This is a genomic window from Lysobacter sp. GQ73, assembly GCF_059758755.1.
Window position 1 is genome coordinate 773,900 of record NZ_JCAXEE010000001.1, and the last position, 21,079, is coordinate 794,978.

The following is a 21,079-nucleotide window of genomic DNA, read 5'->3' on the forward strand; positions in this document are numbered from 1 at the left end:
GGCGACCGCGCTCAGGCGCCCGGGAACGGCACGCCGCGCAGCAAGGCGGCGATCACGTCGTCGGCGCTCTTGAGTTCGGCCTCGGCGGCGAACGACAGCAGCAGGCGGTGACGCATGACCGGCGCGGCCAGGGCGACGATGTCATCGCGGGTCGCGGCGTAGCGCCCGTGCAGCAGCGCCCTCGCCTTCGCCGCCAGCACCAGCGACTGCCCGGCACGCGGACCGGCGCCCCACTTCACCCACTGCCGCACTTCCGGCAAGGCGCTTTCGTCGGGTCGGCTCGCGCGCACGAGCCGGGTGATCCAGATCAGCAGGTCCTCGCCCAGGTGCACTTCGCGCACCCGCGACTGCAGCGCGATCATTTCCTCGCCGCCCATCACCCGCGGCACCTCGGCGCTGCGGGTGCCGGTGGTCTGCAACAGGATGTCGTGCTCTTCGCGCTCGCTCGGATAGCCGACGCGGATATGCAGCAGGAAACGGTCCAACTGCGCTTCCGGCAAGGGATAAGTGCCGGCCTGTTCGAGCGGGTTCTGGGTCGCCAGCACGAAGAACGGCGCCGGCAGCGCATGTGTCACGCCGGCATAGCTGACCGTGCGCTCCTGCATCGCCTCGAGCAAGGCGGCCTGGGTCTTCGGCGGAGTGCGGTTGAGTTCGTCGGCGAGCAGCAGGTGGGTGAAGATCGGCCCAGGCTGGAAGCGGAAATGGCGGTGGCCGGTGCCGTGGTCCTCCTCGAGCAGCTCGGTGCCGAGGATGTCGCTGGGCATCAGGTCGGGGGTGAACTGCACCCGCCGGAACTGCAGTTCCAGCGCCTGCCCGAGCGAGCGCACCAGCAGGGTCTTGCCGAGGCCGGGCACGCCTTCGAGCAGGCAGTGGCCGCCGGCCAGCAGACCGATCAGTAATTGCTCGACCACTTCGTGCTGGCCGACGATCGCCTGGGCGATCGCCTCGCGCAGCGCGCCGAGACGATCGAGCTGCGCCTTCAGTTCGGTTTCGTTGCCGCCGGTTGCCACGTTCGTGTTCATTAGATCGTCCCGAAAGCCAGTGCAGATTCGCTCCGCGTTCTTCAAGCAAGCAACCACAACAGCAACAGCAAATCCCCCGCGTCCGCTGCGCGGTCGCCGCTCCCTTTGTCAAAGGGGCAACAGCAAGCACGCACATCATCACGCGCGCTGCCGATTCCCGATTCCCGATTCCCGAATCCCGAATCTCGAATCTCGAATCCCGAATCCCGAATCCCGAATCCCGAGTCCCGAGCCCCGAGCCCCGAGCCCCGAGCCCCGAGCCCCGAGCATCAAGAGTTCAACGCATACATCACGATATTGACCGCGAACTTGGTGTTGTCCTCGGCCAGGAAGCGTTTGTTGCGCCAGTCGTAGTCCCATTCGCAGCCGTAGTCCTTGTTGCTGTACAGCACGCCGAGGCGGCCGTCGATCTCGATGCCCTGCAGATAGTCGTGAACCAGATCGTCGCCCCAGCCGTTGAGTTCGAAGCCGGTCGCCGGCGGGCCGTCGAAGACGAAGAAGCTGCGGTACAGGGCGTGGTTCTTCGGCAAACGGCGCAGGGCCTTGGCGCCGAAGATCTTCGCCATCTGCGCCTCGAAGGACTTGGCGAACAGGCCGTCGATGTCGTGGTTGCAGTCGTCGACGAAGACGAAACCGCCGTTGCGCACGTAGCGCTCGAAATTGCGGCGCTCGTCGGGGTTGAACTCGACCAGCTTGTGCCCGGCCAGGTAGCAGAACGGCGCGCCTAGCATCTTCGGGTCGGCCAGGGCCAGCACGTGCTCTTTCGGGTCGACCCGCAGGTTGGTGTAGTCGATCAGCGAGGTGATCAGGTTCGCCGGCATGCGCTGGTCGACGTCCCAGTCGCCCGAGTCGTACTTGAGCCGGGTGAACCAGAAGTCGTAGTCTGCGCGAGCGGCCCGTGCCAACGGCGAGTGCGCCAGCCAGGCGCCGGCGGCGCCGCCGAGCATCAGCCGCAGGAACTGCGCCCGGTTCACAGGGCCCTGCCTGCGCCGATCCGGGTGCCCGAGACGAACATGCCCTGCCTCGACCTCATCGGCTACAGCGCACGCGCGGTGTTGATGATGTTGACGCCGTTGAAGCGCGTCGTGCTCGACCCGTGCGAGACCGCCGAGACCTGGCTCGGCTGGCCTTTGCCGTCGAAGAACGAACCGCCGAGGCGGAAATCGCGTTCGTCGCAGACCGCCACGCAGGCGCTCCAGAATTCCGGGGTGCGGATCTGGTAAGCCGCGTCCTCGACCAAGCCGACCACCTGGCCGTTCTTGATCTCGTAGAACAACTGGCCGCCGAACTGGGCGTTGTAGCGCTGCTGGTCGATCGAATACGAACCGCGACCGTGCACGTACAGGCCGCGCTCGACGCCCTTGACCATCTCGGCCACCGTCAGCGGCTGCTTGCCGGGCTTCAGCGAGACGTTGGCCATGCGCTGGAACTGCACGCTCGACCAGGAATCGGCATAGCTGCAGCCGTGCGAGTGCTTGTGGCCGAGCAGATGGGCCTCGTCCCGGGTGGCCTGGTAGTCGACCAGGATGCCGTCGCGGATCAGGTCCCATTCGCGGGTCTTGACGCCTTCGTCGTCGTAGCCGACCGCGCCGAGACTGCCGGGACGGGTCTTGTCGGCGACGAAGTTGACCAGCTCACTGCCGTAGCGATAGCCCTGATCGCGCTTGTCGAGGGTGGCGAAGCTGGTGCCGGCGTAATTGGCCTCGTAGCCGAGCACGCGGTCGAGTTCGAGCGGGTGGCCGACGTTCTCGTGGATGGTCAGGAACAGGTTGGACGGGTCCAGCACCAGGTCGTACTTGCCCGGCTTGACCGACGGCGCCTTGAGCTTGGAGCGGGCGTGCTTCGCCGCGGCGACCGCGTCTTCCATCACATCGTAGGAACGGCCGTAGCCGGTCAGGCCGCCGGGCAGCGCGACCTTGCCGGCCGGCTCGGCGTCGAGGTATTCGTAGCCCATGCCCATCGGCGCCGACAGGCCGTCGCGGGTGCGGAACTTGCCGCTGGCCTTGTCGACCGCGGTCGCGGTGAGCGGCAGCCAGATGCGGTGGATGTCCTGATCGATATAACTGCCGTCGGTGGAGGCGAAATACTTCTGCTCGTTGATCACGAACAGGGTCGAGTTGACGTAGTCGGCGCCGGCCTCGAGCGCGGCGGCGTTGACGCCCAGCAGCAACTCGACCTTGTCCTTGATCGGCACCGCCATCGCGTTCTTGCGCAGCGGCGTGGCCCAACGCACCTCGCCGACGCCGACGACCGGCGCCAGTTCGACCTTGCGCGTCTGTATACGCGCGTTGGCGCGGGCGATCGCGAGCGCCTGGCGGGTGGCCGCCGCGACCGCGTCCGGCGTGGACGTGTCGGTGGCGGCGAAGCCCCAGGCGCCCTGGCTCAGCACGCGGATGCCGACCCCGGCGGACTCGCCGTTGACGATGTTGCGCACCTGCGCTTCGCGGGTCACCACCGATTGGCGCAGGTAGCGGCCGATGCGCACGTCGCAGTAATCCGCCCCTCCCTCGCGCGCGGCGTTCAAGGCGGTGTCGGCCAGGCGCCGCCGGCGCGCGAGGTCGGCCGGTTCGAGCAAGGCCTCGGCGGCGATCGCACGGCCGTAGGGCAGCGTCAGGCCGGCCAGGCCCAGGCCGGTGAAACTGAGGAAATCGCGTCGTTGCATCGGGCGGCTCGGGTCGGCGGAGTCACTGGGCGGACGGCTGAAGGAACGCTGTGGCAGCGAACCGAGGGGGCGGCGCGCACCGGGTCGCCGGCACGCCGCCCCTCAAGAACGGCTCAGACCGCGTCCGACAACGAAGTAAAGGTGAAATCGCGCAATTTCATCGGCGGGATCATCATCACGAACGTCGACTCGTCGCCGGCCACGCGCACCGGCCGGCCAAGCTCCTCGATGTTGTTGAGCATGATCACCGGCGACTCGTTGAAGCGGAAGTTCTTCACCGGGTGCTTGATCACGCCGTTCTCGATGTAGAAGGTGCCGTCGCGGGTCAGCCCGGTCAGCAGCACGGTCTGCGGGTCGACCATGCGGATGTACCAGGTGCGGGTGACCAGGATGCCCTTCTGGGTGCCTTTGATCAGCTCGGCGGTGGACTTGTCGCCGCCGGCCATGAGCAGGTTGCCGGGCGCGCCGACCGCGCGCTTGCCCTGCTTCTTGGCCCAGAAGCGCGAGTAGTCGAGCGCGGTGACCTTGCCGTTCTCGACCACCGACATCTTCTCGCGGGCCAGGCCCTGCGCGTCCCACGGCAGCACCGGCGCGCGCGGGTCCCAGGGGTCGGCGCTGATGTTGACGCGCGGGTCGTAGACCTGCTCGCCGAGCTTGTTGCCGCCGCCCTTCTTCGACAGGAAGCTGCGGCCTTCGTCGGCCTGGCGCGCATCGAAGAAATTCATCATGAACGAGATCAGCCCGGCGGCCGCGGCCGGTTCCAGGATCACCGTGTACTTGCCCGGCTCCAGCGCCTTGGCCTCGGCCGACTCGGTGGCCTTGCGCATGGCGATGCGCACTTCGTTGTCGGCCTTGAACTCGCTGGCGTCCTTGAGGTTGCGCCCGACCCAGCCGGAACCGCGGCCGTCGTCGGTGCGTACGGTGCAGGTGTAGTCGAAGTTGGTCGCCTGCTGGTAGCCGAAGTTGCCCTTGCTGTTGGCCACCGCGACGAAGCTCTGGCCGTCTTCGAGGAAACCGGCGGCGGTGAGCTTGTCGGCGCGGCACGGCGCGATCGAGTCGGCCGCGACCTGGGCGCGGAACTCGGGGGTGATCGCCGCGGTCGAGGCGCTGAAGGTCGGGCTCGGCTTGTAGTCCTGCTTGTCGATCGCCGGCATGAACTCCGGGTTTTGCGGCGCCAACCGGGCCAGGTCCTCGGCGCGGCGGACCACGCGTTCGAGCGCGGCATCGTCGAACTCGTTGATGCTGGCGCTGCCGACGCGGTTGCCGAAGGCCGACTGCACGGCCAGGTTGCTGTTGCTGACGATGCCGCTGGTGGACACGTTGTTGAGGGCGAAGCGGATGTTGCCGGCGATCGAACCGGTCAGGGTCGCGGTGCACTCGTCGGCCTTGGACAGGGCCAGGACCTTGTCGAGAATGGCCTTGGCTTCGGCTTCGGTGAAGATGCTCATGGGTGGATTCTCCTGCGCCGGTCAGCCGAGCTTGCGGGCGGTGTTGATGACGTTGACGCCATTGAAGCGCGCCGTGCTGGAACCGTGCGAGACCGCCGAGACCTGGCCCGGCTGGCCTTTGCCGTCGAAGAACGAGCCGCCGAGGCGGTAGTCGCTTTCGTCGCAGACCGCGACGCAGGAATTCCAGAATTCCGGGGTGCGGATCTGGTAGGCCACGTCCTCGAGCATGCCGGTGATCTTGCCGTTCTTGATCTCGTAGAACAGCTGGCCGCCGAACTGGGCGTTGTAGCGCTGCTGGTCGATCGAGAAGGAGCCGTCGCCGACGATGTAGATGCCGTTCTCGACGTCCTTGATCATGTCGGCGACGCTGAGTTTGTTCTTGCCCGGCGCCAGCGACACGTTGGCCATGCGCTGGAACTGCACGCTCGACCACGAGTCGGCGTAGCAGCAGCCGTCGGACTCGGTCTTGCCGAGGATGTGGGCCTGGTCGCGGATGGTCTGATAGTCGACCAGCACGCCGTCCTTGATCAGGTTCCAGCGCTTGGTCTTGACCCCCTCGTCGTCGTAGCCGACCGCGCCGAGGCTGCCGGGCTGGGTCTTGTCGGCGAACACCGTGACCTGGTCGCTGCCGTACTTGAAGCCGCTCTTGAGCTTGTCGACGGTGGCGAAGCTGGTGCCGGCGAAATTGGCCTCGTAGCCGAGCACGCGGTCGAGTTCGAGCGGATGGCCGATCGATTCGTGGATGGTCAGCCAGGTGTGCGAAGGGTCCAGGACCAGGTCGTACTTGCCCGGCTTGACCGACGGTGCGGTGAGCTTCTGCCGAGCCTGCTTGGCCGCGGCGACCGCGTCTTCGAGCATGTCGTACGAGTTGCTGTAGTTGACCACGCCGTTCGGCGAGACGGTCTTGCCCGAGGCGGCGCCGTCGAGGTACTCGAAGCCCATGCCCATCGGCGAGGACAGGCCTTCGCGGGTGCGGAACTTGCCGCTGGCCTTGTCGATCGCGGTGATCGTCATCGGCGCCCAGATCCGGTGCACGTCCTGGTCGATGTAGGAGCCGTCGGTCGAGGCGAAATACTTCTGCTCGTTGACCAGGAACAGCATCGAGTTGACGAAGTCGGCGCCGGCCTTGACCGCGGCGGCGTTGACGCCGAGCAGCAGCTCGACCTTGTCCTTGATCGGCACTTCCATGGCGTTCTTGCGGATCGGCGTCTTCCACGCCACCTCGCCGACGCCCGGGGTTTTGGCCAGCACCACCGGCTGGGTCTGGGTCTTGGAGTTCGCGCGGGCGATGGCGGCCGCCTGCTGCGCGGCCTGCGCCACGCTCTTGGCGTCCAGCTGGTTGGTCGCGGCGAAGCCCCAGGCGCCGTTGACCAGCACGCGGATACCGATGCCGGTCGACTCGGTGTTGACCACGTTCTGGACCTTGTCCTCGCGGGTGATGACGAACTGGCGCAGGTAGCGACCGATGCGCACGTCGCAGTAGCTCGCGCCCGCGCCGTTCGCCGCGGTCAGCGCGGTGTCGGCGAGCACCTTCTTCTTGGCCACGTCCAGCGGCGTCAACAGGGCTTCGGCGGCGATCGCGCTGCCGTAGGGAATCATCAGCCCGGCGATGCCGAGCCCCGACATGGTCAGGAAGTTGCGTCTATCCACGAGATTGTTTCCGCCGTTGTGGGCCCGATCGGCAGTGCTGGATGCCGCCGCAAGGCATGGATGAAAGTCACCTCTCGGAATGTGCGCAGCGCGCGCGCGGGCAGTCAAGTGCCGGGAGGCAGTGACCGGCGAGGCCGTGGTCGCGACGACCGAGGCGGTCGAAGCGGGACGCGGAGCGCACCGATTCATCTCATTTCGCGGTAATTCGCCTGCCCTGCCGCGCGTCCGCGCCGGTCGTCGCGAATGCGCCGGACGAGTTTTGCTGCAGTGCATCTGGGCCAACAGTCATGCATGACTTTGGTCATGGCCGCGCGCCCACGGACCGGATCGGCAAAGTCGCCGACGGTCGCTCGTTCGCGAAGCCCCCAAAGCGCACGCCACCCCGGACTGCGAACGCTGCGCCCATCCCGGAACGCACGCAGCTGTCGACCCACGCCGTCACGGAAACGCGACCCGCCGCCACCCCTTGCTATGGGCGCTGCCGCGCCCACGCGTTAAGCTTGGCGCATGCACAGATTCCGGCACTGGATCGACGGCCAGGCGCGCGATGCGGCCGGCGGTCGTTGGCTCGATGTCCACGACCCCGCCAATGCGCAAGCGTATGCGCAGGTCGCGGCCGGCGACGCCGCCGACATCGAGCTCGCGGTCGCCGCGGCCCAGGCCGCGTTCCCGGCCTGGTCGGCGCTGCCGCACAGCGAACGTGCGCGTTGGCTCGAAGCCCTGGCCAGCGCCCTGGAGGCGCGCCTGGAGGACTTCGCCCGCGCCGAGTCGCGCGACGCCGGCAAGCCGATCCGGCTCGCCCGCGAGGCCGAGATCCCGCGCGCGGTCTCCAACCTGCGCTTCTTCGCCCATGCCGCGACCCAGTTCGCCAGCGAATCCCACCACGGCCAGGCCGGGCTCAACTACACCCTGCGCGCCCCGCTCGGCGTGGTCGCGACGATCTCGCCGTGGAACCTGCCGCTGTACCTGTTCACCTGGAAGATCGCCCCCGCGCTCGCGGCCGGCAACACGGTGGTCGCCAAACCCTCCGAGGTGACCCCGGCCACCGCCAGCCTGCTCGGCGAACTGGCCGCGCAGATCGGCTTTCCGCAGGGCGTGCTCAACATCGTCCACGGCCTGGGCCCGGAGGTCGGCGAAAGCCTGGTGCGGCACCCGGCGGTGCGCGCGATCTCGTTCACCGGCAGCACCGCGGTCGGCCGGCGCATCGCCGGCATCGCCGCGCCGCTGCTGCGCAAGGTTTCGCTGGAACTCGGCGGCAAAAACCCGACCCTGGTGTTCGCCGACAGCGACTGGCGCGCGCACCTCGACACCCTGGTGCGCTCGGCGTTCCAGAATTCCGGGCAGATCTGCCTGTGCGGTTCGCGGGTGCTGATCGAGCGTTCGATCTACGACGAAGTCCGCGACGCTCTGGTCGAACGCGCGCAGGCGCTGAAGATCGGCGAACCCGCCGAAGAGAGCACCGCGCTCGGCCCGCTGGTGTCGCAGGCGCACTACGACAAGGTCCTGGCCGCGCTCGAGCGCGCGCGGGACGAAGGCGGTCGGGTGCTGTGCGGCGGCCATGCGCTGGACCGGCCGGGCTGGTACGTGGCGCCGACGGTGATCGAGGGCCTCGGCCCGGATTGCGCCAGCAACCGCGAGGAGATCTTCGGCCCGGTCGCGACCCTGCAGGCCTTCGACGACGAGGCTCAGGCACTGGCCCTGGCCAATGCGGGCGACTACGGCCTGTCGGCCTCGGTCTGGACCCGCGATCTCAATCGCGCCCACCGCCTCGCCGCGCAGTTGCGCGTCGGCATGGTCTGGATCAACACCTGGCTGCAACGCGACCTGCGCACGCCGTTCGGCGGCGTCGGCGCGTCCGGCCTCGGCCGCGAAGGCGGCGCCGAGGCCATGCGTTTCTTCACCGACGCCAAGAACGTCGGCCTTCACCTGGGATGACCGTTGTATGACCCCGTTGCACGACCTGCTCGAACGAAACCGCGAATGGTCCGAGCGCATCAGCGCCGAAGACCCTGAATTCTTCGCCCGCCTCTCGCGCCAACAGGCGCCCGAATACCTGTGGATCGGCTGCTCGGACTCGCGCGTGCCGGCCAACCAGATCATCGACATGGCCCCGGGCGAGGTCTTCGTCCACCGCAACATCGCCAACGTCGTAGTCCATACCGATCTCAACTGCCTGTCGGTGATCCAGTTCGCGGTCGACGTGCTCAAGGTCAAGCACATCCTCGTGGTCGGCCATTACGGCTGCGGCGGCGTCCACGCGGCCCTGCACGGCCAGCGCCTGGGCCTGGCCGACAACTGGATCCGCCACGTCGGCGACGTCGCCGACAAGCACGTCGCCTGCATCTCTCACGCCCACGCCGAAGAGCGCCACGACCGCCTGTGCGAGCTCAACGTGATCGAGCAGGTGCAGAACGTCAGCATGACCACCATCGTCCGCGACGCCTGGGCGCGCCAGCAGCCGCTCGCCGTGCACGGCTGGGTCTACAGCCTGCGCAACGGCCGCGTCCACGACACCGGCATGAACGTCGACAGCTTCGAGGCCCTGCAGGACACCTACGAACGCGCCGTCGCCACGGTGCATTCGACCCACGGCGGCTCGCCGCGATGAGCGGCGGCGGCATCAGCGCCCCCAAGGCGCCGCGGCCGGTCGGCCTGTACCCGCATGCGCGCCGGGTCGGGGACTTGCTGTTCCTGTCGGGGATCGGCCCGCGCGACGCCGCCAGCAACGCGATCCCCGGCAACGTTCACGACGCCGACGGCCGGCTGATCGCCTACGACATCGAGCTGCAGTGCCGCTCGGTGTTCGCCAACGTCCGCGCCGTGCTCGAAGCCAGTGGCGCCGGCTGGGACGACCTGGTCGACGTCACCGTCTACCTGACCGACATGGACCGCGACTTCGCCGCCTACAACGCGGTCTGGGCCGAGTACTTCCCGGACCTGGAACGCGCCCCGTGCCGGACCACGCTCGGCATCACCGCGCTGCCGACGCCGATCGCCATCGAACTCAAATGCATCGCCGCCGTCGCCTCGTCGCGGGCCGGCGCACCGCCCGAGGGCACGTGAATGCTTCCTGGACCGATCAACCTCAGCCAGTGGATCGACGAACATCGTCACCTGCTCAAGCCGCCGGTCGGCAACAAGGTGATCTACGCGGGCGACTTCATCGTCATGGTGGTGGGCGGCCCTAACCAGCGCACCGACTATCACTGGGACGAAGGCCCGGAGTGGTTCTACCAGCTCGAAGGCGAGATGGTCCTGCGGATCCAGGAGGATGGAGCGGTGCGCGACATCCCGATCCGCGCCGGCGAAACCTTCCTGCTGCCGCCGCGCGTGCCGCATTCGCCGCAGCGCATGCCCGACTCGGTCGGCCTGGTCATCGAACGCAAGCGCCTGGCCCACGAAGACGACGGCCTGATGTGGTACTGCGAACGCTGCAATCACAAGCTGTACGAAGAATTCTTCCATCTGCACGACATCGAAGCCGACTTCCCGCCGGTGTTCGAGCGTTTCTATTCCTCGCGCGAACATCGGACCTGCATGGACTGCGGCCATCTGAACCCGGCGCCGGGCCGCTACGTGATGCCCGACACCTGAGGCGACGATGCTCAAGATCGACACCCACGCTCACTACCTGCCGCGCGACTGGCCCGATCTGGCGCGCAAGTACGGCGACGAGCGCTTCCCGGTGATCCACCACACCGACGATGGCCGCCATCGCATCTACAAGGACGGCAAGTTCTTCCGCGAGATCTGGTCCAAGACCTGGGACCCGCAGGAGCGCATCGACGATTACGCCCGCTTCGGCGTGCAGGTGCAGGTCATCAGCACCGTGCCGGTGATGTTCAGCTACTGGGCCAAGGCCAACCAGGCGCTCGACCTGCACCAGGCGCTCAACGATCACATGGCCCAGGCCTGCCGCGACTATCCGCGCCATTACGCCGGCATCGGCACGGTGCCGCTGCAGTCGCCGCGGCTGGCGGTGCAGGAACTCGAACGCTGCATGGATCAGCTCGGCCTGCAGGGTTGCCAGATCGGCAGCCACGTCAACGACTGGAACCTCGACGCGCCGGAATTGTTCGAGTTCTTCCAGGCGGCCAGCGATCTCGGCGCGGCGATCCTGGTCCATCCCTGGGACATGATGGGCACGCCGAGCATGCCGAAGTACTGGCTGCCGTGGCTGGTCGGCATGCCGGCCGAGCAATCGCGCGCGGCCTGCTGCCTGGTGTTCGGCGGCGTGCTCGAACGCCTGCCGAAGCTGAAGATCTGCCTGGCTCACGGCGGCGGCAGTTTTCCCTACACGATCGGCCGCATCGAACACGGCTTCAACATGCGCCCGGACCTGGTCGCGACCGACAACCCGCGCAACCCGCGCGATTACCTGAACCAGTTCTATTTCGATTCCTGGGTCGCCGACCCGCGCGCGCTCGAATACCTGCTCGACACCTGCGGCGTGTCGCGGGTGATGCTCGGCACCGACTACCCGTTCCCGCTCGGCGAGCAGACGCCCGGCGCCGGCATCGCCTCGCTCGATCTCCCGCCCGCCGACCAGGCGCGGCTGTATCACGGCACCGCGCTGGAATGGCTGGGGCTGTCGAAGTCGCGCTTCGAGTGAGGGCCGGCGCAGTACGTCCGCCCCCTCGCCCCTCCTCACCGCTGCACGTTTCCAGGCCTTTCCCGTGACCGATCTGTCGTCCCCCGCTCATGCCGCCGCGCTCGACGCCGCCGACCCGCTGCCGAGCCTGCGCGGCGAATTCCTGATTCCGCGCCACGGCGACCGGGAGCAGGCCTACTTCGTCGGCAACTCGCTCGGCCTGCAGCCGCGCGGCGCACGCGCGCACGTCGAGGAAGTGCTGGACAAGTGGGCGATGGAAGCGGTCGAAGGCCACTTCACCGGCCAGGCGCAGTGGATGCCCTATCACGAACTGGTGCGCGACCCGCTCGCGCGCCTGGTCGGCGCGCAGCCCGGCGAAGTGATCGCGATGAACTCGCTGACCGCCAACCTGCACCTGATGATGGTCAGCTTCTACCGGCCGACCCGCGAGCGCCCGGCGATCCTGATCGAAGCCGGCTCGTTTCCGTCCGACCGCTACGCCGTCGCCTCGCAGATCGCCTTTCACGGTTTCGACCCGGCCACCGACCTGATCGAAGTCGAGCCCGACGAACCCGGCGGCCTGATCTCGATGGCGACGATCGAGCGCGCCATCGCCGAGCACGGCCCGCGCCTGGCCCTGGTGCTATGGCCCGGCGTGCAGTACCGCAGCGGCCAGGCCTTCGACCTGCCGGCGATCGTGCGCATGGCCCAGGCCCAGGGGGCGGTATGCGGCTTCGACCTCGCCCACGGCGTGGGCAACCTCGAACTGCAGTTGCACGACAGCGGCGTCGATTTCGCGGTGTGGTGCCACTACAAATACCTGAACTCCGGCCCGGGCGCGGTCGCCGGCTGCTTCGTCCACGAACGCCACGCCCGCAGCGAACGTCCGCGCTTCGCCGGCTGGTGGGGCCACGAAACCTCGACCCGCTTCCGCATGGGCCCGGACTTCGTTCCGACCGCGGGCGCCGAAGGCTGGCAGCTCAGCAACCCGCCGATCCTGGGCCTCGCTCCGTTGCGCGCATCGCTGGACCTGTTCGACCGGGTCGGCATGCGCGCCTTGCGCGAGAAGTCCCTGCGCCTCACCGGTTATCTGGAAAGCCTGATCCGCGAACGCCTCGCCGACACCCTCGACATCGTCACCCCGTCCGACCCGACGCAGCGCGGTTGCCAGTTGTCGCTGCGGGTGATCGGCGGCCGCGGCCTCAGCGGCCGCGCCGCCGGCCGCGACCTGTTCGACTACCTCGCCGGCAACGGCGTGCTCGGCGACTGGCGCGAACCCGACGTGATCCGGATCTCGCCGGCGCCCTTGTACAACACCCACGCCGACGTACTGCGCTTCGCCCAGGCAGTGGAAAGCTGGAGGGGCGCTTGATCCAGGCTTCGTCCCACGTAGATCCACTCAGGTCTGGCGAACCCTCCTACCGTCATTCCCGCGAAGGCGGGAATCCAGAGTGAGGTTGAAGTGTCCAGGTCGCCCGCCGTGTACCTCCTTGCAAGCGCGAAACGCGGCACCCTGTATACCGGCGTTACGAGCGACCTGATCCAACGCGTATGGCAACATCGCGAGCACCTGGCACAAGGCTTCACCGAACGCTATGGCGTCGATCGACTGGTTTGGTACGAACAGCACGAGACCATGGAAAGCGCCATTCAACGCGAGAAGAAAATAAAGAAATGGAACCGCGAATGGAAGATCCGACTGATCGAAGAGAACAATCCGGAATGGCGCGACTTATGGCAGGACCTCGCGGGTACCAGCTGAAGCCTCTGGATTCCCGCCTTCGCGGGAATGACGGTGTGAAGATCCACGGCTCCCTGCCCCTCCTCGCGCGACTCGCCATGGGACTCGCCGCTTGAACGCAAACATATACCCCAAACACATCACCATCATCGGCGCCGGCCTGGCCGGCGCGCTGCTCGCCACCTTGCTGGCGCGGCGCGGCTGGGAGGTCGATGTCTACGAGAAGCGCGGCGACCCGCGCCTGAAGGGCTATCAGGGCGGGCGTTCGATCAACCTCGCCCTGGCCGAGCGCGGCCGCCATGCGCTGCGCCTGGCCGGGGCCGACGAGGCGGTGATGGCGCAAGCAGTAATGATGCGCGGGCGCATGGTGCATTTCCTCGACGGCCGCACCGACCTGCAGCGCTACGGGCGCGACGACAGCGAAGTGATCTGGTCGGTGCACCGCGGCGAGTTGAACCTGATCCTGCTGCAGATCGCCGAAGACGCCGGTGCTCAGCTGCACTTCCACCGCGGCCTGCAGTCGGTCGATTTCGAACGCCGCCTGGCGGTATTCCACGACGACCGCGACGACAGCGCGCACGAGATCGTGTTCGACAGCCTGGTCGGCGCCGACGGCGCCGGCTCGGCCTTGCGCGGGGCGATGAAGCAGGCGGCCGAATTGGGCGAGCGCACCGAGTTCCTCGGCCATTCCTACAAGGAACTGGAGATCCCGCCCTCGCCCGACGGCGGTTTCAGCATCGAGCCGAACGCCTTGCACATCTGGCCGCGCGGCCGCTACATGTGCATCGCCCTGCCGAACGACGAACGCACCTTCACCGTCACCCTGTTCCTGCCGAACGAAGGCGAGCCGAGCTTCGAGACCGTGCGCAACGGCGCCGACGCGCGCGCCCTGTTCGAGCGCGACTTCGCCGATGCGCTGCCTTTGATCCCGCAGCTCGAACAGGATTTCGAGCGTAACCCGGCCGGCCTGCTCGCCACCTTGTACCTGGACCGCTGGCACCTGGACGACCGCGCAGTGCTGCTCGGCGACGCCGCCCACGCGATGGTGCCGTTCCACGGCCAGGGCATGAACTGCGCCTTCGAGGACTGCGTCGCCCTGGCCGAGCGCCTGCTCGCCGACGACGACCGCGCCGCGGCCTTCGCCGCGTTCCAGGCCGAGCGGCTGCCGAGCGCACGCGCGATCCAGGCGATGGCGCTGGAGAACTATCTGGAGATGCGCGACCGCGTCGACAACGACGATTACCTGCTGCAACGCGCCCTCGAACACGAACTCGCCGAGCGCCACCCCGACCGTTTCATGCCGCGCTACGCGATGGTGACCTTCCACCGCATGCCCTACGAAGTGGCCTATGCGCGCGGCCTGCAGCAACGCGAGTTGCTGGTCGAGCTGACCCGCGGCCACGACAGCCTGGACAGCCTCGACTGGCCCGCCGTCGACGCGCTGGTGCGCGAGCGCTTGTCGCCCCTGCCCGCGGACGATTGATCCCATGCCCGTCAGTTTTCTGTTTTACGACCTCGAAACCTTCGGCGCCGACCCGCGCACGACCCGCATCGCCCAGTTCGCGGCGATCCGCACCGACGCCGACCTGAACCCGGTCGAGGAGCCGATCAGCGTGTTCGTCAAACCCGCCGACGATCTGCTGCCCTCGCCGGTGGCGACCCTGATCACCGGGATCGCGCCGCAGGACGCGCTGCGCGACGGCGTCAGCGAAGCCGAGATTTTCGCCCTGATCTCCGAGGAGATGTCGCGGCCGGAGACCTGCAGCGCCGGCTACAACTCGCTGCGCTTCGACGACGAGTTCGTCCGTTACGGCCTGTTCCGCAATTTCTACGATCCCTACGAACGCGAGTGGCGCGGCGGCAACAGCCGCTGGGACCTGCTCGACGTGATGCGCCTGGCGCACGCGCTGCGTCCCGACGGCGTGGTCTGGCCGCAGCGCGAAGACGGCACCACCTCGTTCAAGCTCGAACACCTGGCCGAGGCCAACGGCGTGCGCGAGGGCGATGCCCACGAAGCGCTGTCGGACGTGCGCGCCCTGATCGGCATCGCGCGCAAGTTCAAGACCGCGCAGCCGAAGCTGTGGGAATACGCCCTGCGCCTGCGCGACAAGCGCTTCGCCGCGACCTTGCTCGACACCATCGCGATGACCCCGGCCCTGCACGTATCCCAGCGCTATCCGGCCAGCCGCCTGTGCGCGGCGCCGGTGATCCCGCTGGCGCGGCATCCGCGCATCGATAATCGCGTGCTGGTGTTCGACCTGGCCCAGGATCCGGCTGCGCTGCTGAAGCTGGCCCCGGACGAGATCGCCGACCGCCTGTACACGCCGGCCGCCGACCTGCCCGAAGGCGAGGAACGCGTCGCGCTGAAAGAAGTGCATCTGAACCGCTGCCCGGCGTTGATCGCCTGGAACCATCTGCGTCCGGCCGATTTCGAGCGTCTGTGCATCGACCCCGCCCAGGCCGAGTACCGCGCCGCGCAGATCCGCGAGGCCGGCCCCGAGTTGGTCGAGAAAGTCCGCCGCGTCTACGCCAACGACCGCGCCCGCGAACCTTCCGACGTCGACGCCTCGCTGTACGACGCCTTCATCGGCGACGGCGATAAACGCTTGTTCCGCCAGGTGCGGACCACGCCGCCGCAGGCGCTGGCCCAGGCCGTTTTCGATTTCCGCGATGCCCGACTGCCGGAATTGTTGTTCCGCTATCGCGCCCGCAATTGGCCGCAGACCCTGGACGCACAAGAGCGCGAACGCTGGGACGATTACCGGCGGCGCCGTCTGTACGACGAGGCCGGCCTGTCGGAATACAGCTTCGAGCGCTTCCGCGCCGAACTGGCCCAGACCCGCGCGCTGGCCGGCGCCGATGGCGGCAAGCAGGCGCTGCTGGACCGGCTCGAAGCCTGGGCCTGCGCGATAGACGCCGGCTTGAGGCCCTCCCCGGCGCCGTCGACGCCGGCCTGAAGCCCGCCCTGCGATACTGCCCGTCCCCGCTACGAGCCCCCGCCGAAGAGCCGCCGCATGAGCCGCTATTTTTCCGAAGCCAGCTTCAAGTTCCTGCGTTCGCTGGCGCGACACAACAACCGCGAATGGTTCCACGCCCACAAGGCCGATTTCGAGAGCCATGTGCGCGGCCCGTTCCTGAGCCTGCTGACCGACCTGCAGCCGGTCCTGGCCGAAGTCAGCCCGCATTACCGCTCCGAGCCGAAGAACGTCGGCGGCTCGCTGTTCCGCATCCAGCGCGACACTCGCTTCGCCAACGACAAGGCGCCGTACAAGACCCACCAGGGCGCGCGCCTGTTCCACGAGCGCGGCCGCCAGATCGAGGCGCCTTCGTTCTACATCCACCTGGAAGGCGGCAACTGCTTCATCGCCTCCGGCGTGTGGCACCCGCAGCCCGATTCGCTGCGCAAGATCCGTCACTTCGTGCTCGACAACCCGGGCAGTTGGAAGGCCGCCGCGCACGACCCGAAGTTCCGCAAACGCTACGACCTCGACGACAGCGAAATGCTGACCCGCGCCCCGCGCGGCTTCCCGGCCGACTTCGAATTCGCCGACGACCTGCGGCGCAAGAATTTCGTCGCCCTGCGCGCGATCGACGACGAAACCATGACCGGGCCGCGGTTGTTGAAGACCCTGGAAAAGGACCTGACCGGGTTGGCGCCGTTTACCGATTATCTGTGTGCGGCGCTGGATCTGGAGTTTTGAGGTTCAGGTTCTTCGCGCCGGTGGTGGTCGCGCCGGCGCATGTGGTCACGCGGTCGCGGCTTGCGCCGCTCCTACCCAAGAGCAGACGCAAACGTCAACGGTTGCCGTGTTTTTGTCTTTGTCTTTGCCGTTGCCGTTGCCGTGCCCAGATTGGATTTGCTTCACCGCTTTGCCGCTTTGCCGGTCAAATGAAGACCCGGAGGGCGGCCCGTAGGGATGCGGGCCGTACGCAAGCAGGCCATGGATGGCCTGTCTGGAGCATCCCTGCGTCGGCTTCGATCGCGCGGGCTTGTGCCCTTGCAGGAAGAAGCACTTTTCTTTGGTGACTTTCTTTTGTTGCTTTGGACAAAAGAAAGTTACCCGCACCCTTTAGGGGGCGGAAGCTTTGCTCTTGATGTGGGCTTCACAGCCTCACGGCCGGTGACGCTGCGACCGGACACGGCGCGGTCGCGGCTTGCGCCGCTCCTACCCTGGAGCCGCACCAGCGTGTCGCCGCGAGCCTAGCCCCTGTAGGAGCGGCGTGAGCCGCGACCACGGGACGCGCCGAGGCCACAATGCCAATACCGTCCATCGAAGCGGCGCGCTTTCGCCAGGATAGGAGCGGCGCAAGCCGCGACATCGTTGGGACGGTCTTGCGGCGCATCTCTCGTTCAATAGATCAACATCAAGATCAAACCCAAAGCTTCCGCCACTAAAGCGGCGGGTTACTTTCTCGTCCAAAGCAACAAAAGAAAGGTAACCAAAGAAAAATGCTTTTCTTTGAATCAAGGGCCCGCACGATCGATGCATCCGCGGGGATTTTTCATACGGGACATCCTTGTCCCGATGAAGAACGGCCCGCATCCCTGCGGGCCGCCCTCCGGGTCTTCGATTGCCTTCGCTAGCGCGATGCGCGCACAACCACAGCCACAGCCACAGCCATGGCAACTGCAACTGCAACTGCAACTGCAAGATCTTCACGGCAACCGGCAATCGCTGACTGCCTCGCGGCCGCCCTCGGAACAGCACGAGCCGCGCCGAGCCAGGCACGGTCGCCGGTCGCGACGAGATCGACTGCCCATCCGCATCGCAGCGCCGATCCGGTCGCGCTTGGCCGATACACAAAAACCTCCATAAATCGGCAGCCCGCGGTGCTCGAATCGCGCCGCCTATCCGGTATCGTGAGCGCTACCCGCCGCGCCTCGCCGAGCCCGACTTGTCCACCGCCGAATTCCGCCGTTACGCCCTGTTCTATCTCGGCTATTTCGGCATGCTCGGGGCGTATACGCCCTATATCGGGCGTTGGGTCAGCGCCAACGGGCACGGCGGGTACGCGGTCGGGGCGATGCTGGCGCTGTGGTACGGCGGGCGGATCCTGGCGCCGCCGACCTGGGCGCGGCAGGTCGCGCGCAGCCCGAAGCCGGGGTATTGGCTCGTCGCAGGCTGCGTGCTGTCCCTGGCGATGTTCGCCGGGTTCGCGCGCTTCGACGGCGGCACCATGCTGTTCGTGGTGATGGGCGCGTTCGCGCTGTGCTTCAACGCGGTCATGCCGCAGTTCGAGGCGATGACCCTCAACGCGCTGGGCACACGCAATCACGACTACGGCAAGATCCGCATGTGGGGCTCGGTCGGGTTCCTGATCGTCGCGGCGAGCTACGGTTGGCTGCTCGACCGGCTCGGCAACGACGCCTTCGTCTGGCTGAGCCTGCCGTGGCTGGTGTTGACCGTCGCCGCGGCCTGGTTGCACCGCGCCGATCCGCCCTCGCCGCCGCCGCTCGCGGGCACGCCGCGCGAGCGTCTGTGGCGGCGCCCCGGCACGCGCCGGCTGCTCGGCACCGCCTTGCTGGTGCAGCTGAGCTTCGGCCCGTTCTACGTGTTCTATACCTTGCAGTTGCAGGCGCACGGCCACGACGGTTTCGCGGTCGGCCTGTTGTGGGCGATCGGGGTGGTGTGCGAGATCCTGATGTTCTGGCAGGCGCCGCGGTTGGTGCAGCGCTTGGGCGCGCATCGCCTGATCGCGGCCTGCATCTTCGCGACCGCGCTGCGCTGGGTGATGGTGGCCTGGTTCGCCGATTCCTTCGCCTGGATGGCGCTGGCCCAGACCGGCCACTCGTTGAGCTTCGCCGCCTTCCATGCCGGCTGCATGCGGCGCATGGCCGAACTGTTCCCGGCGCGCCGCGACATGGCCTCGGCGCAGGGCATGCTGTACGGCTTCAGCGGCGGCATCGGCGGCGTGCTCGGCGCCGGCATGGCCGCCCTGGCGTGGCAACACGGCGGCGGCACGGCCGCGTTCATGGCCGGCTCGGTCTGTTCGCTGGCCGCCCTCGCCCTGCACCTGGCCGCCCAGCGCTACGCACGCGACGCCCGCCCGGTCGAGACCGCGTAGTCTCGCCGCTTGCCCCTGAGGCGGCGGACCGCCGCCGCCGAAGGGGAAGTTCCAGCCGCGTCCGGCTTTCTTAAGCCCAGGTAAGGCCAAGGCCGTTACTCTGGCGGTCCGCCACCCTGGATCGTCGCGATGAAGAAATGGATAGCCCTGCTCGTCCTGGCCCTGGTCCTGTTGCTCGGCTACGTCGCCGCCGGGCCGTTCCTGACCGTCAACGCGATCCGCAGCGCGGTCAAGGAACGCAACGCCGGCGAACTGAGCGAGCATGTCGACTTCGCCGCCCTGCGCTTGAGCCTGAAGGCACAGGTCGACGACTACATCGTCCGTCGCGCCGGCCCCGAGCTGCAGTCCAATCCGCTCGCCGCGCTCGGCATCAGCCTGGCCAGCGGCGTGGCCGGCACCGCGGTCGACGCCATCGCCACGCCGGTCGGCATCGGTGCGGTGCTCGAAGGCCGCAACCTGCTGCGCCGTCTCGATTCGTCGGCGCCGCGCCGCGACGCCTATGCGCAGGTACCGCCGGCGGAACCGCTCGAGCACGCGAGTTACCGCTTCGAGTCGCCATCGCGTTTCACCGCCACGGTCGCCAATGCCGACGGCGATCCGGTGGTGTTCGTGCTGACCCGCGACGGTTTCAAGTGGCGGGTGACCGACGTGCGCCTGCCGCTGGAAAAGATGCTGCCCTGATACGCAAGGCCGACGGCGGCGGCGTATGACCGCCGTCGCGGGACACGAACCCTAGCGGTCGCGGGAAAGCGTCGTGGCGTCGCTGGAAGCAAAGTTTCCTAGCGCGTCAGCGCGGCGGCAGGGTCGAAGCGCGTCCCTAGCGGTTCGCGACTCCGTGCGGCACGTGTCCGGCGGCGACGTGGTCGCGCGCCGACAGGATGTTGTGCTCGGAATCGTCGAAGAAAATGTCGGCGCCGAAGGCTTCCAGGAACGGGCCCTTGGGGCGACCGCCCAGGAACAAGGCCTCATCGAGGCGGATGCCCCATTCGCGCAAGGTACGGATCACCCGCTCGTGCGCCGGCACCGAGCGCGCGGTGACCAGGGCGGTGCGGATCGGTGCGTCCTGGCCGACCGGGAAGGCCTTCTGCAAACGATGCAGCGCATCGAGGAAACCGCGGAACGGGCCGCCCGACAACGGCTCGCCGGCGTGGCTGCGCTCGTGCTCGGCGAATGCGGCCAGGCCGCCTTCGCGCGAGACGCGCTCGCCCTCGTCGTCGAAGATCACCGCGTCGCCGTCGAAGGCGATGCGCAACTGGTCCGGACGCAGGTGCGGCGCCAACCGCGACGGCGGTATCGCCGGCAACAGGGTCGCCGCGGCTACGCCGGCGGCAAGCGCGGCGCTGACGTCCTCGGCATTGGCCGAGAGGAACAAGTCGGCGCCGAACGGGCGGATGTAGGGAAACGGCGGCGCGCCGTTGCTGAAGGCCGCGCGCTTGATCGACAAGCTGTGATGGGCGATCGAGTTGAAGATGCGCAGACCGCTGTCGGCGGAGTTGCGCGAGATCAGGATCACCTCGACCCGCGGCGCTTCCGGCGGCGCGCCTTCGTTGAGCGCGAGCAGCTTGCGCACCAGCGGGAAGGCGACGCCGGGCCGCAGCACGTCGTCCTCGTGTTCGCGCTGGAAGTCGGCATAGGCGTCGATGCCCTGGCGCTCGAACAGCGCGTGGCTTTCTTCCATGTCGAACAGGGTGCGCGAGGAAATCGCGACGATCAACGGGTCGGCATCACGGTCGGGCATGCCGTCATTGTGCCCTGTCGCGCGCCACGCAGATAGGACGGACTTTGCGTGCGGCGCGTCCGCCATTCGGCTGCGACGTACGCACACTGCTCCATGGCCCGGCCGATTGCGGTTTGAAGTTTGCTTCACAGGCGCCCGCGAGACTGGGCCTCTCCTTCACT

The 21,079-nt window shown here is 67.7% G+C and carries 18 protein-coding genes; 12 read left to right on the plus strand and 6 right to left on the minus strand.

Features of this window, described 5'->3' with window-relative positions; translation table 11 throughout:
• Positions 1-11: 11 nt before the first annotated feature.
• The 5 genes from AC6CH2_RS03005 to AC6CH2_RS03025 all read right to left on the minus strand — a co-directional run bounded on the left by AC6CH2_RS03005 (position 12) and on the right by AC6CH2_RS03025 (position 6,782).
• Complete coding sequence (locus tag AC6CH2_RS03005; protein WP_498267873.1) at positions 12-1,022, minus strand: AAA family ATPase; 1,011 nt, start codon at positions 1,020-1,022, stop codon at positions 12-14.
• Between the two features lie 269 nt (positions 1,023-1,291).
• Positions 1,292-1,969 (minus strand): DUF4159 domain-containing protein, encoded by a 678-nt coding sequence (locus AC6CH2_RS03010; protein WP_498268198.1) that lies wholly within the window; start codon positions 1,967-1,969, stop codon positions 1,292-1,294.
• 89 nt (positions 1,970-2,058) lie between these two features.
• Positions 2,059-3,684 carry a TldD/PmbA family protein gene (locus tag AC6CH2_RS03015; protein WP_498267874.1) on the minus strand — a complete coding sequence of 542 codons (1,626 nt, stop codon included), beginning with the start codon at positions 3,682-3,684 and terminating at the stop codon, positions 2,059-2,061.
• Positions 3,685-3,797: 113 nt separating this feature from the next.
• The gene (locus AC6CH2_RS03020; protein ID WP_498267875.1) at positions 3,798-5,132 is read right to left on the minus strand and encodes a TldD/PmbA family protein; all 1,335 of its coding nucleotides are present in this window, start codon (positions 5,130-5,132) and stop codon (positions 3,798-3,800) included.
• Positions 5,133-5,153: 21 nt separating this feature from the next.
• Entirely contained in the window at positions 5,154-6,782 is a 1,629-nt protein-coding gene (locus AC6CH2_RS03025) for a TldD/PmbA family protein (protein WP_498267876.1), read from the minus strand.
• 507 nt (positions 6,783-7,289) lie between these two features.
• Here AC6CH2_RS03025 and AC6CH2_RS03030 point away from each other — a divergent pair.
• The 12 genes from AC6CH2_RS03030 to AC6CH2_RS03085 all read left to right on the plus strand — a co-directional run bounded on the left by AC6CH2_RS03030 (position 7,290) and on the right by AC6CH2_RS03085 (position 19,861).
• Positions 7,290-8,717: an aldehyde dehydrogenase gene (locus AC6CH2_RS03030; RefSeq protein WP_498267877.1), complete on the plus strand. Its 1,428-nt coding sequence runs from the start codon at positions 7,290-7,292 to the stop codon at positions 8,715-8,717.
• Between the two features lie 7 nt (positions 8,718-8,724).
• Positions 8,725-9,390, plus strand: a complete 666-nt coding sequence (gene can, locus AC6CH2_RS03035) for a carbonate dehydratase (protein WP_498267878.1) — start codon at positions 8,725-8,727, stop codon at positions 9,388-9,390.
• Positions 9,387-9,845 (plus strand): RidA family protein, encoded by a 459-nt coding sequence (locus AC6CH2_RS03040; protein WP_498267879.1) that lies wholly within the window; start codon positions 9,387-9,389, stop codon positions 9,843-9,845. The genes can and AC6CH2_RS03040 overlap by 4 nt, the downstream gene beginning before the upstream one ends.
• A complete protein-coding gene (locus AC6CH2_RS03045; RefSeq protein ID WP_498267880.1) occupies positions 9,846-10,376 on the plus strand; it encodes a 3-hydroxyanthranilate 3,4-dioxygenase in 531 nt (176 codons plus the stop codon). It begins immediately after the preceding gene.
• A gap of 7 nt (positions 10,377-10,383) precedes the next feature.
• A complete protein-coding gene (locus AC6CH2_RS03050) occupies positions 10,384-11,394 on the plus strand; it encodes an amidohydrolase family protein (protein ID WP_057917911.1) in 1,011 nt (336 codons plus the stop codon).
• A 64-nt stretch (positions 11,395-11,458) separates the two neighbouring features.
• On the plus strand, positions 11,459-12,745 hold the full coding sequence (gene kynU / locus AC6CH2_RS03055; RefSeq protein ID WP_498267881.1) for a kynureninase: 1,287 nt from the start codon (positions 11,459-11,461) through the stop codon (positions 12,743-12,745).
• A 108-nt stretch (positions 12,746-12,853) separates the two neighbouring features.
• The gene (locus AC6CH2_RS03060) at positions 12,854-13,135 is read left to right on the plus strand and encodes a GIY-YIG nuclease family protein (RefSeq protein WP_498267882.1); all 282 of its coding nucleotides are present in this window, start codon (positions 12,854-12,856) and stop codon (positions 13,133-13,135) included.
• Between the two features lie 91 nt (positions 13,136-13,226).
• Positions 13,227-14,597, plus strand: a complete 1,371-nt coding sequence (locus AC6CH2_RS03065; RefSeq protein WP_498267883.1) for an FAD-dependent oxidoreductase — start codon at positions 13,227-13,229, stop codon at positions 14,595-14,597.
• Between the two features lie 4 nt (positions 14,598-14,601).
• Complete coding sequence (sbcB, locus tag AC6CH2_RS03070) at positions 14,602-16,071, plus strand: exodeoxyribonuclease I (RefSeq protein ID WP_498267884.1); 1,470 nt, start codon at positions 14,602-14,604, stop codon at positions 16,069-16,071.
• 57 nt (positions 16,072-16,128) lie between these two features.
• Complete coding sequence (locus tag AC6CH2_RS03075) at positions 16,129-16,815, plus strand: DUF2461 domain-containing protein (RefSeq protein ID WP_498267885.1); 687 nt, start codon at positions 16,129-16,131, stop codon at positions 16,813-16,815.
• A gap of 1,195 nt (positions 16,816-18,010) precedes the next feature.
• Positions 18,011-19,180, plus strand: a complete 1,170-nt coding sequence (locus AC6CH2_RS03080) for an MFS transporter (RefSeq protein WP_498267886.1) — start codon at positions 18,011-18,013, stop codon at positions 19,178-19,180.
• A 129-nt stretch (positions 19,181-19,309) separates the two neighbouring features.
• On the plus strand, positions 19,310-19,861 hold the full coding sequence (locus AC6CH2_RS03085; RefSeq protein WP_498267887.1) for a DUF2939 domain-containing protein: 552 nt from the start codon (positions 19,310-19,312) through the stop codon (positions 19,859-19,861).
• A gap of 136 nt (positions 19,862-19,997) precedes the next feature.
• Here the strand turns inward: AC6CH2_RS03085 and AC6CH2_RS03090 are convergent, their stop codons facing one another.
• Positions 19,998-20,918 (minus strand): 5'-nucleotidase, encoded by a 921-nt coding sequence (locus AC6CH2_RS03090; RefSeq protein ID WP_498267888.1) that lies wholly within the window; start codon positions 20,916-20,918, stop codon positions 19,998-20,000.
• Positions 20,919-21,079 lie beyond the last annotated feature (161 nt).

Bases quoted from the DNA above. Each gene is read 5' to 3' on its own strand.
- AC6CH2_RS03005 (WP_498267873.1), bottom strand. From the start codon at position 1,022: ATGAACACGAACGTGGCAACCGGCGGCAACGAAACCGAACTGAAGGCG.
- AC6CH2_RS03010 (WP_498268198.1), bottom strand. From the start codon at position 1,969: ATGCTCGGCGGCGCCGCCGGCGCCTGGCTGGCGCACTCGCCGTTGGCA.
- AC6CH2_RS03015 (WP_498267874.1), bottom strand. From the start codon at position 3,684: ATGCAACGACGCGATTTCCTCAGTTTCACCGGCCTGGGCCTGGCCGGC.
- AC6CH2_RS03020 (WP_498267875.1), bottom strand. From the start codon at position 5,132: ATGAGCATCTTCACCGAAGCCGAAGCCAAGGCCATTCTCGACAAGGTC.
- AC6CH2_RS03030 (WP_498267877.1), top strand. From the start codon at position 7,290: ATGCACAGATTCCGGCACTGGATCGACGGCCAGGCGCGCGATGCGGCC.
- can (WP_498267878.1), top strand. From the start codon at position 8,725: ATGACCCCGTTGCACGACCTGCTCGAACGAAACCGCGAATGGTCCGAG.
- AC6CH2_RS03040 (WP_498267879.1), top strand. From the start codon at position 9,387: ATGAGCGGCGGCGGCATCAGCGCCCCCAAGGCGCCGCGGCCGGTCGGC.
- AC6CH2_RS03045 (WP_498267880.1), top strand. From the start codon at position 9,846: ATGCTTCCTGGACCGATCAACCTCAGCCAGTGGATCGACGAACATCGT.
- AC6CH2_RS03050 (WP_057917911.1), top strand. From the start codon at position 10,384: ATGCTCAAGATCGACACCCACGCTCACTACCTGCCGCGCGACTGGCCC.
- sbcB (WP_498267884.1), top strand. From the start codon at position 14,602: ATGCCCGTCAGTTTTCTGTTTTACGACCTCGAAACCTTCGGCGCCGAC.
- AC6CH2_RS03075 (WP_498267885.1), top strand. From the start codon at position 16,129: ATGAGCCGCTATTTTTCCGAAGCCAGCTTCAAGTTCCTGCGTTCGCTG.
- AC6CH2_RS03085 (WP_498267887.1), top strand. From the start codon at position 19,310: ATGAAGAAATGGATAGCCCTGCTCGTCCTGGCCCTGGTCCTGTTGCTC.
- AC6CH2_RS03090 (WP_498267888.1), bottom strand. From the start codon at position 20,918: ATGCCCGACCGTGATGCCGACCCGTTGATCGTCGCGATTTCCTCGCGC.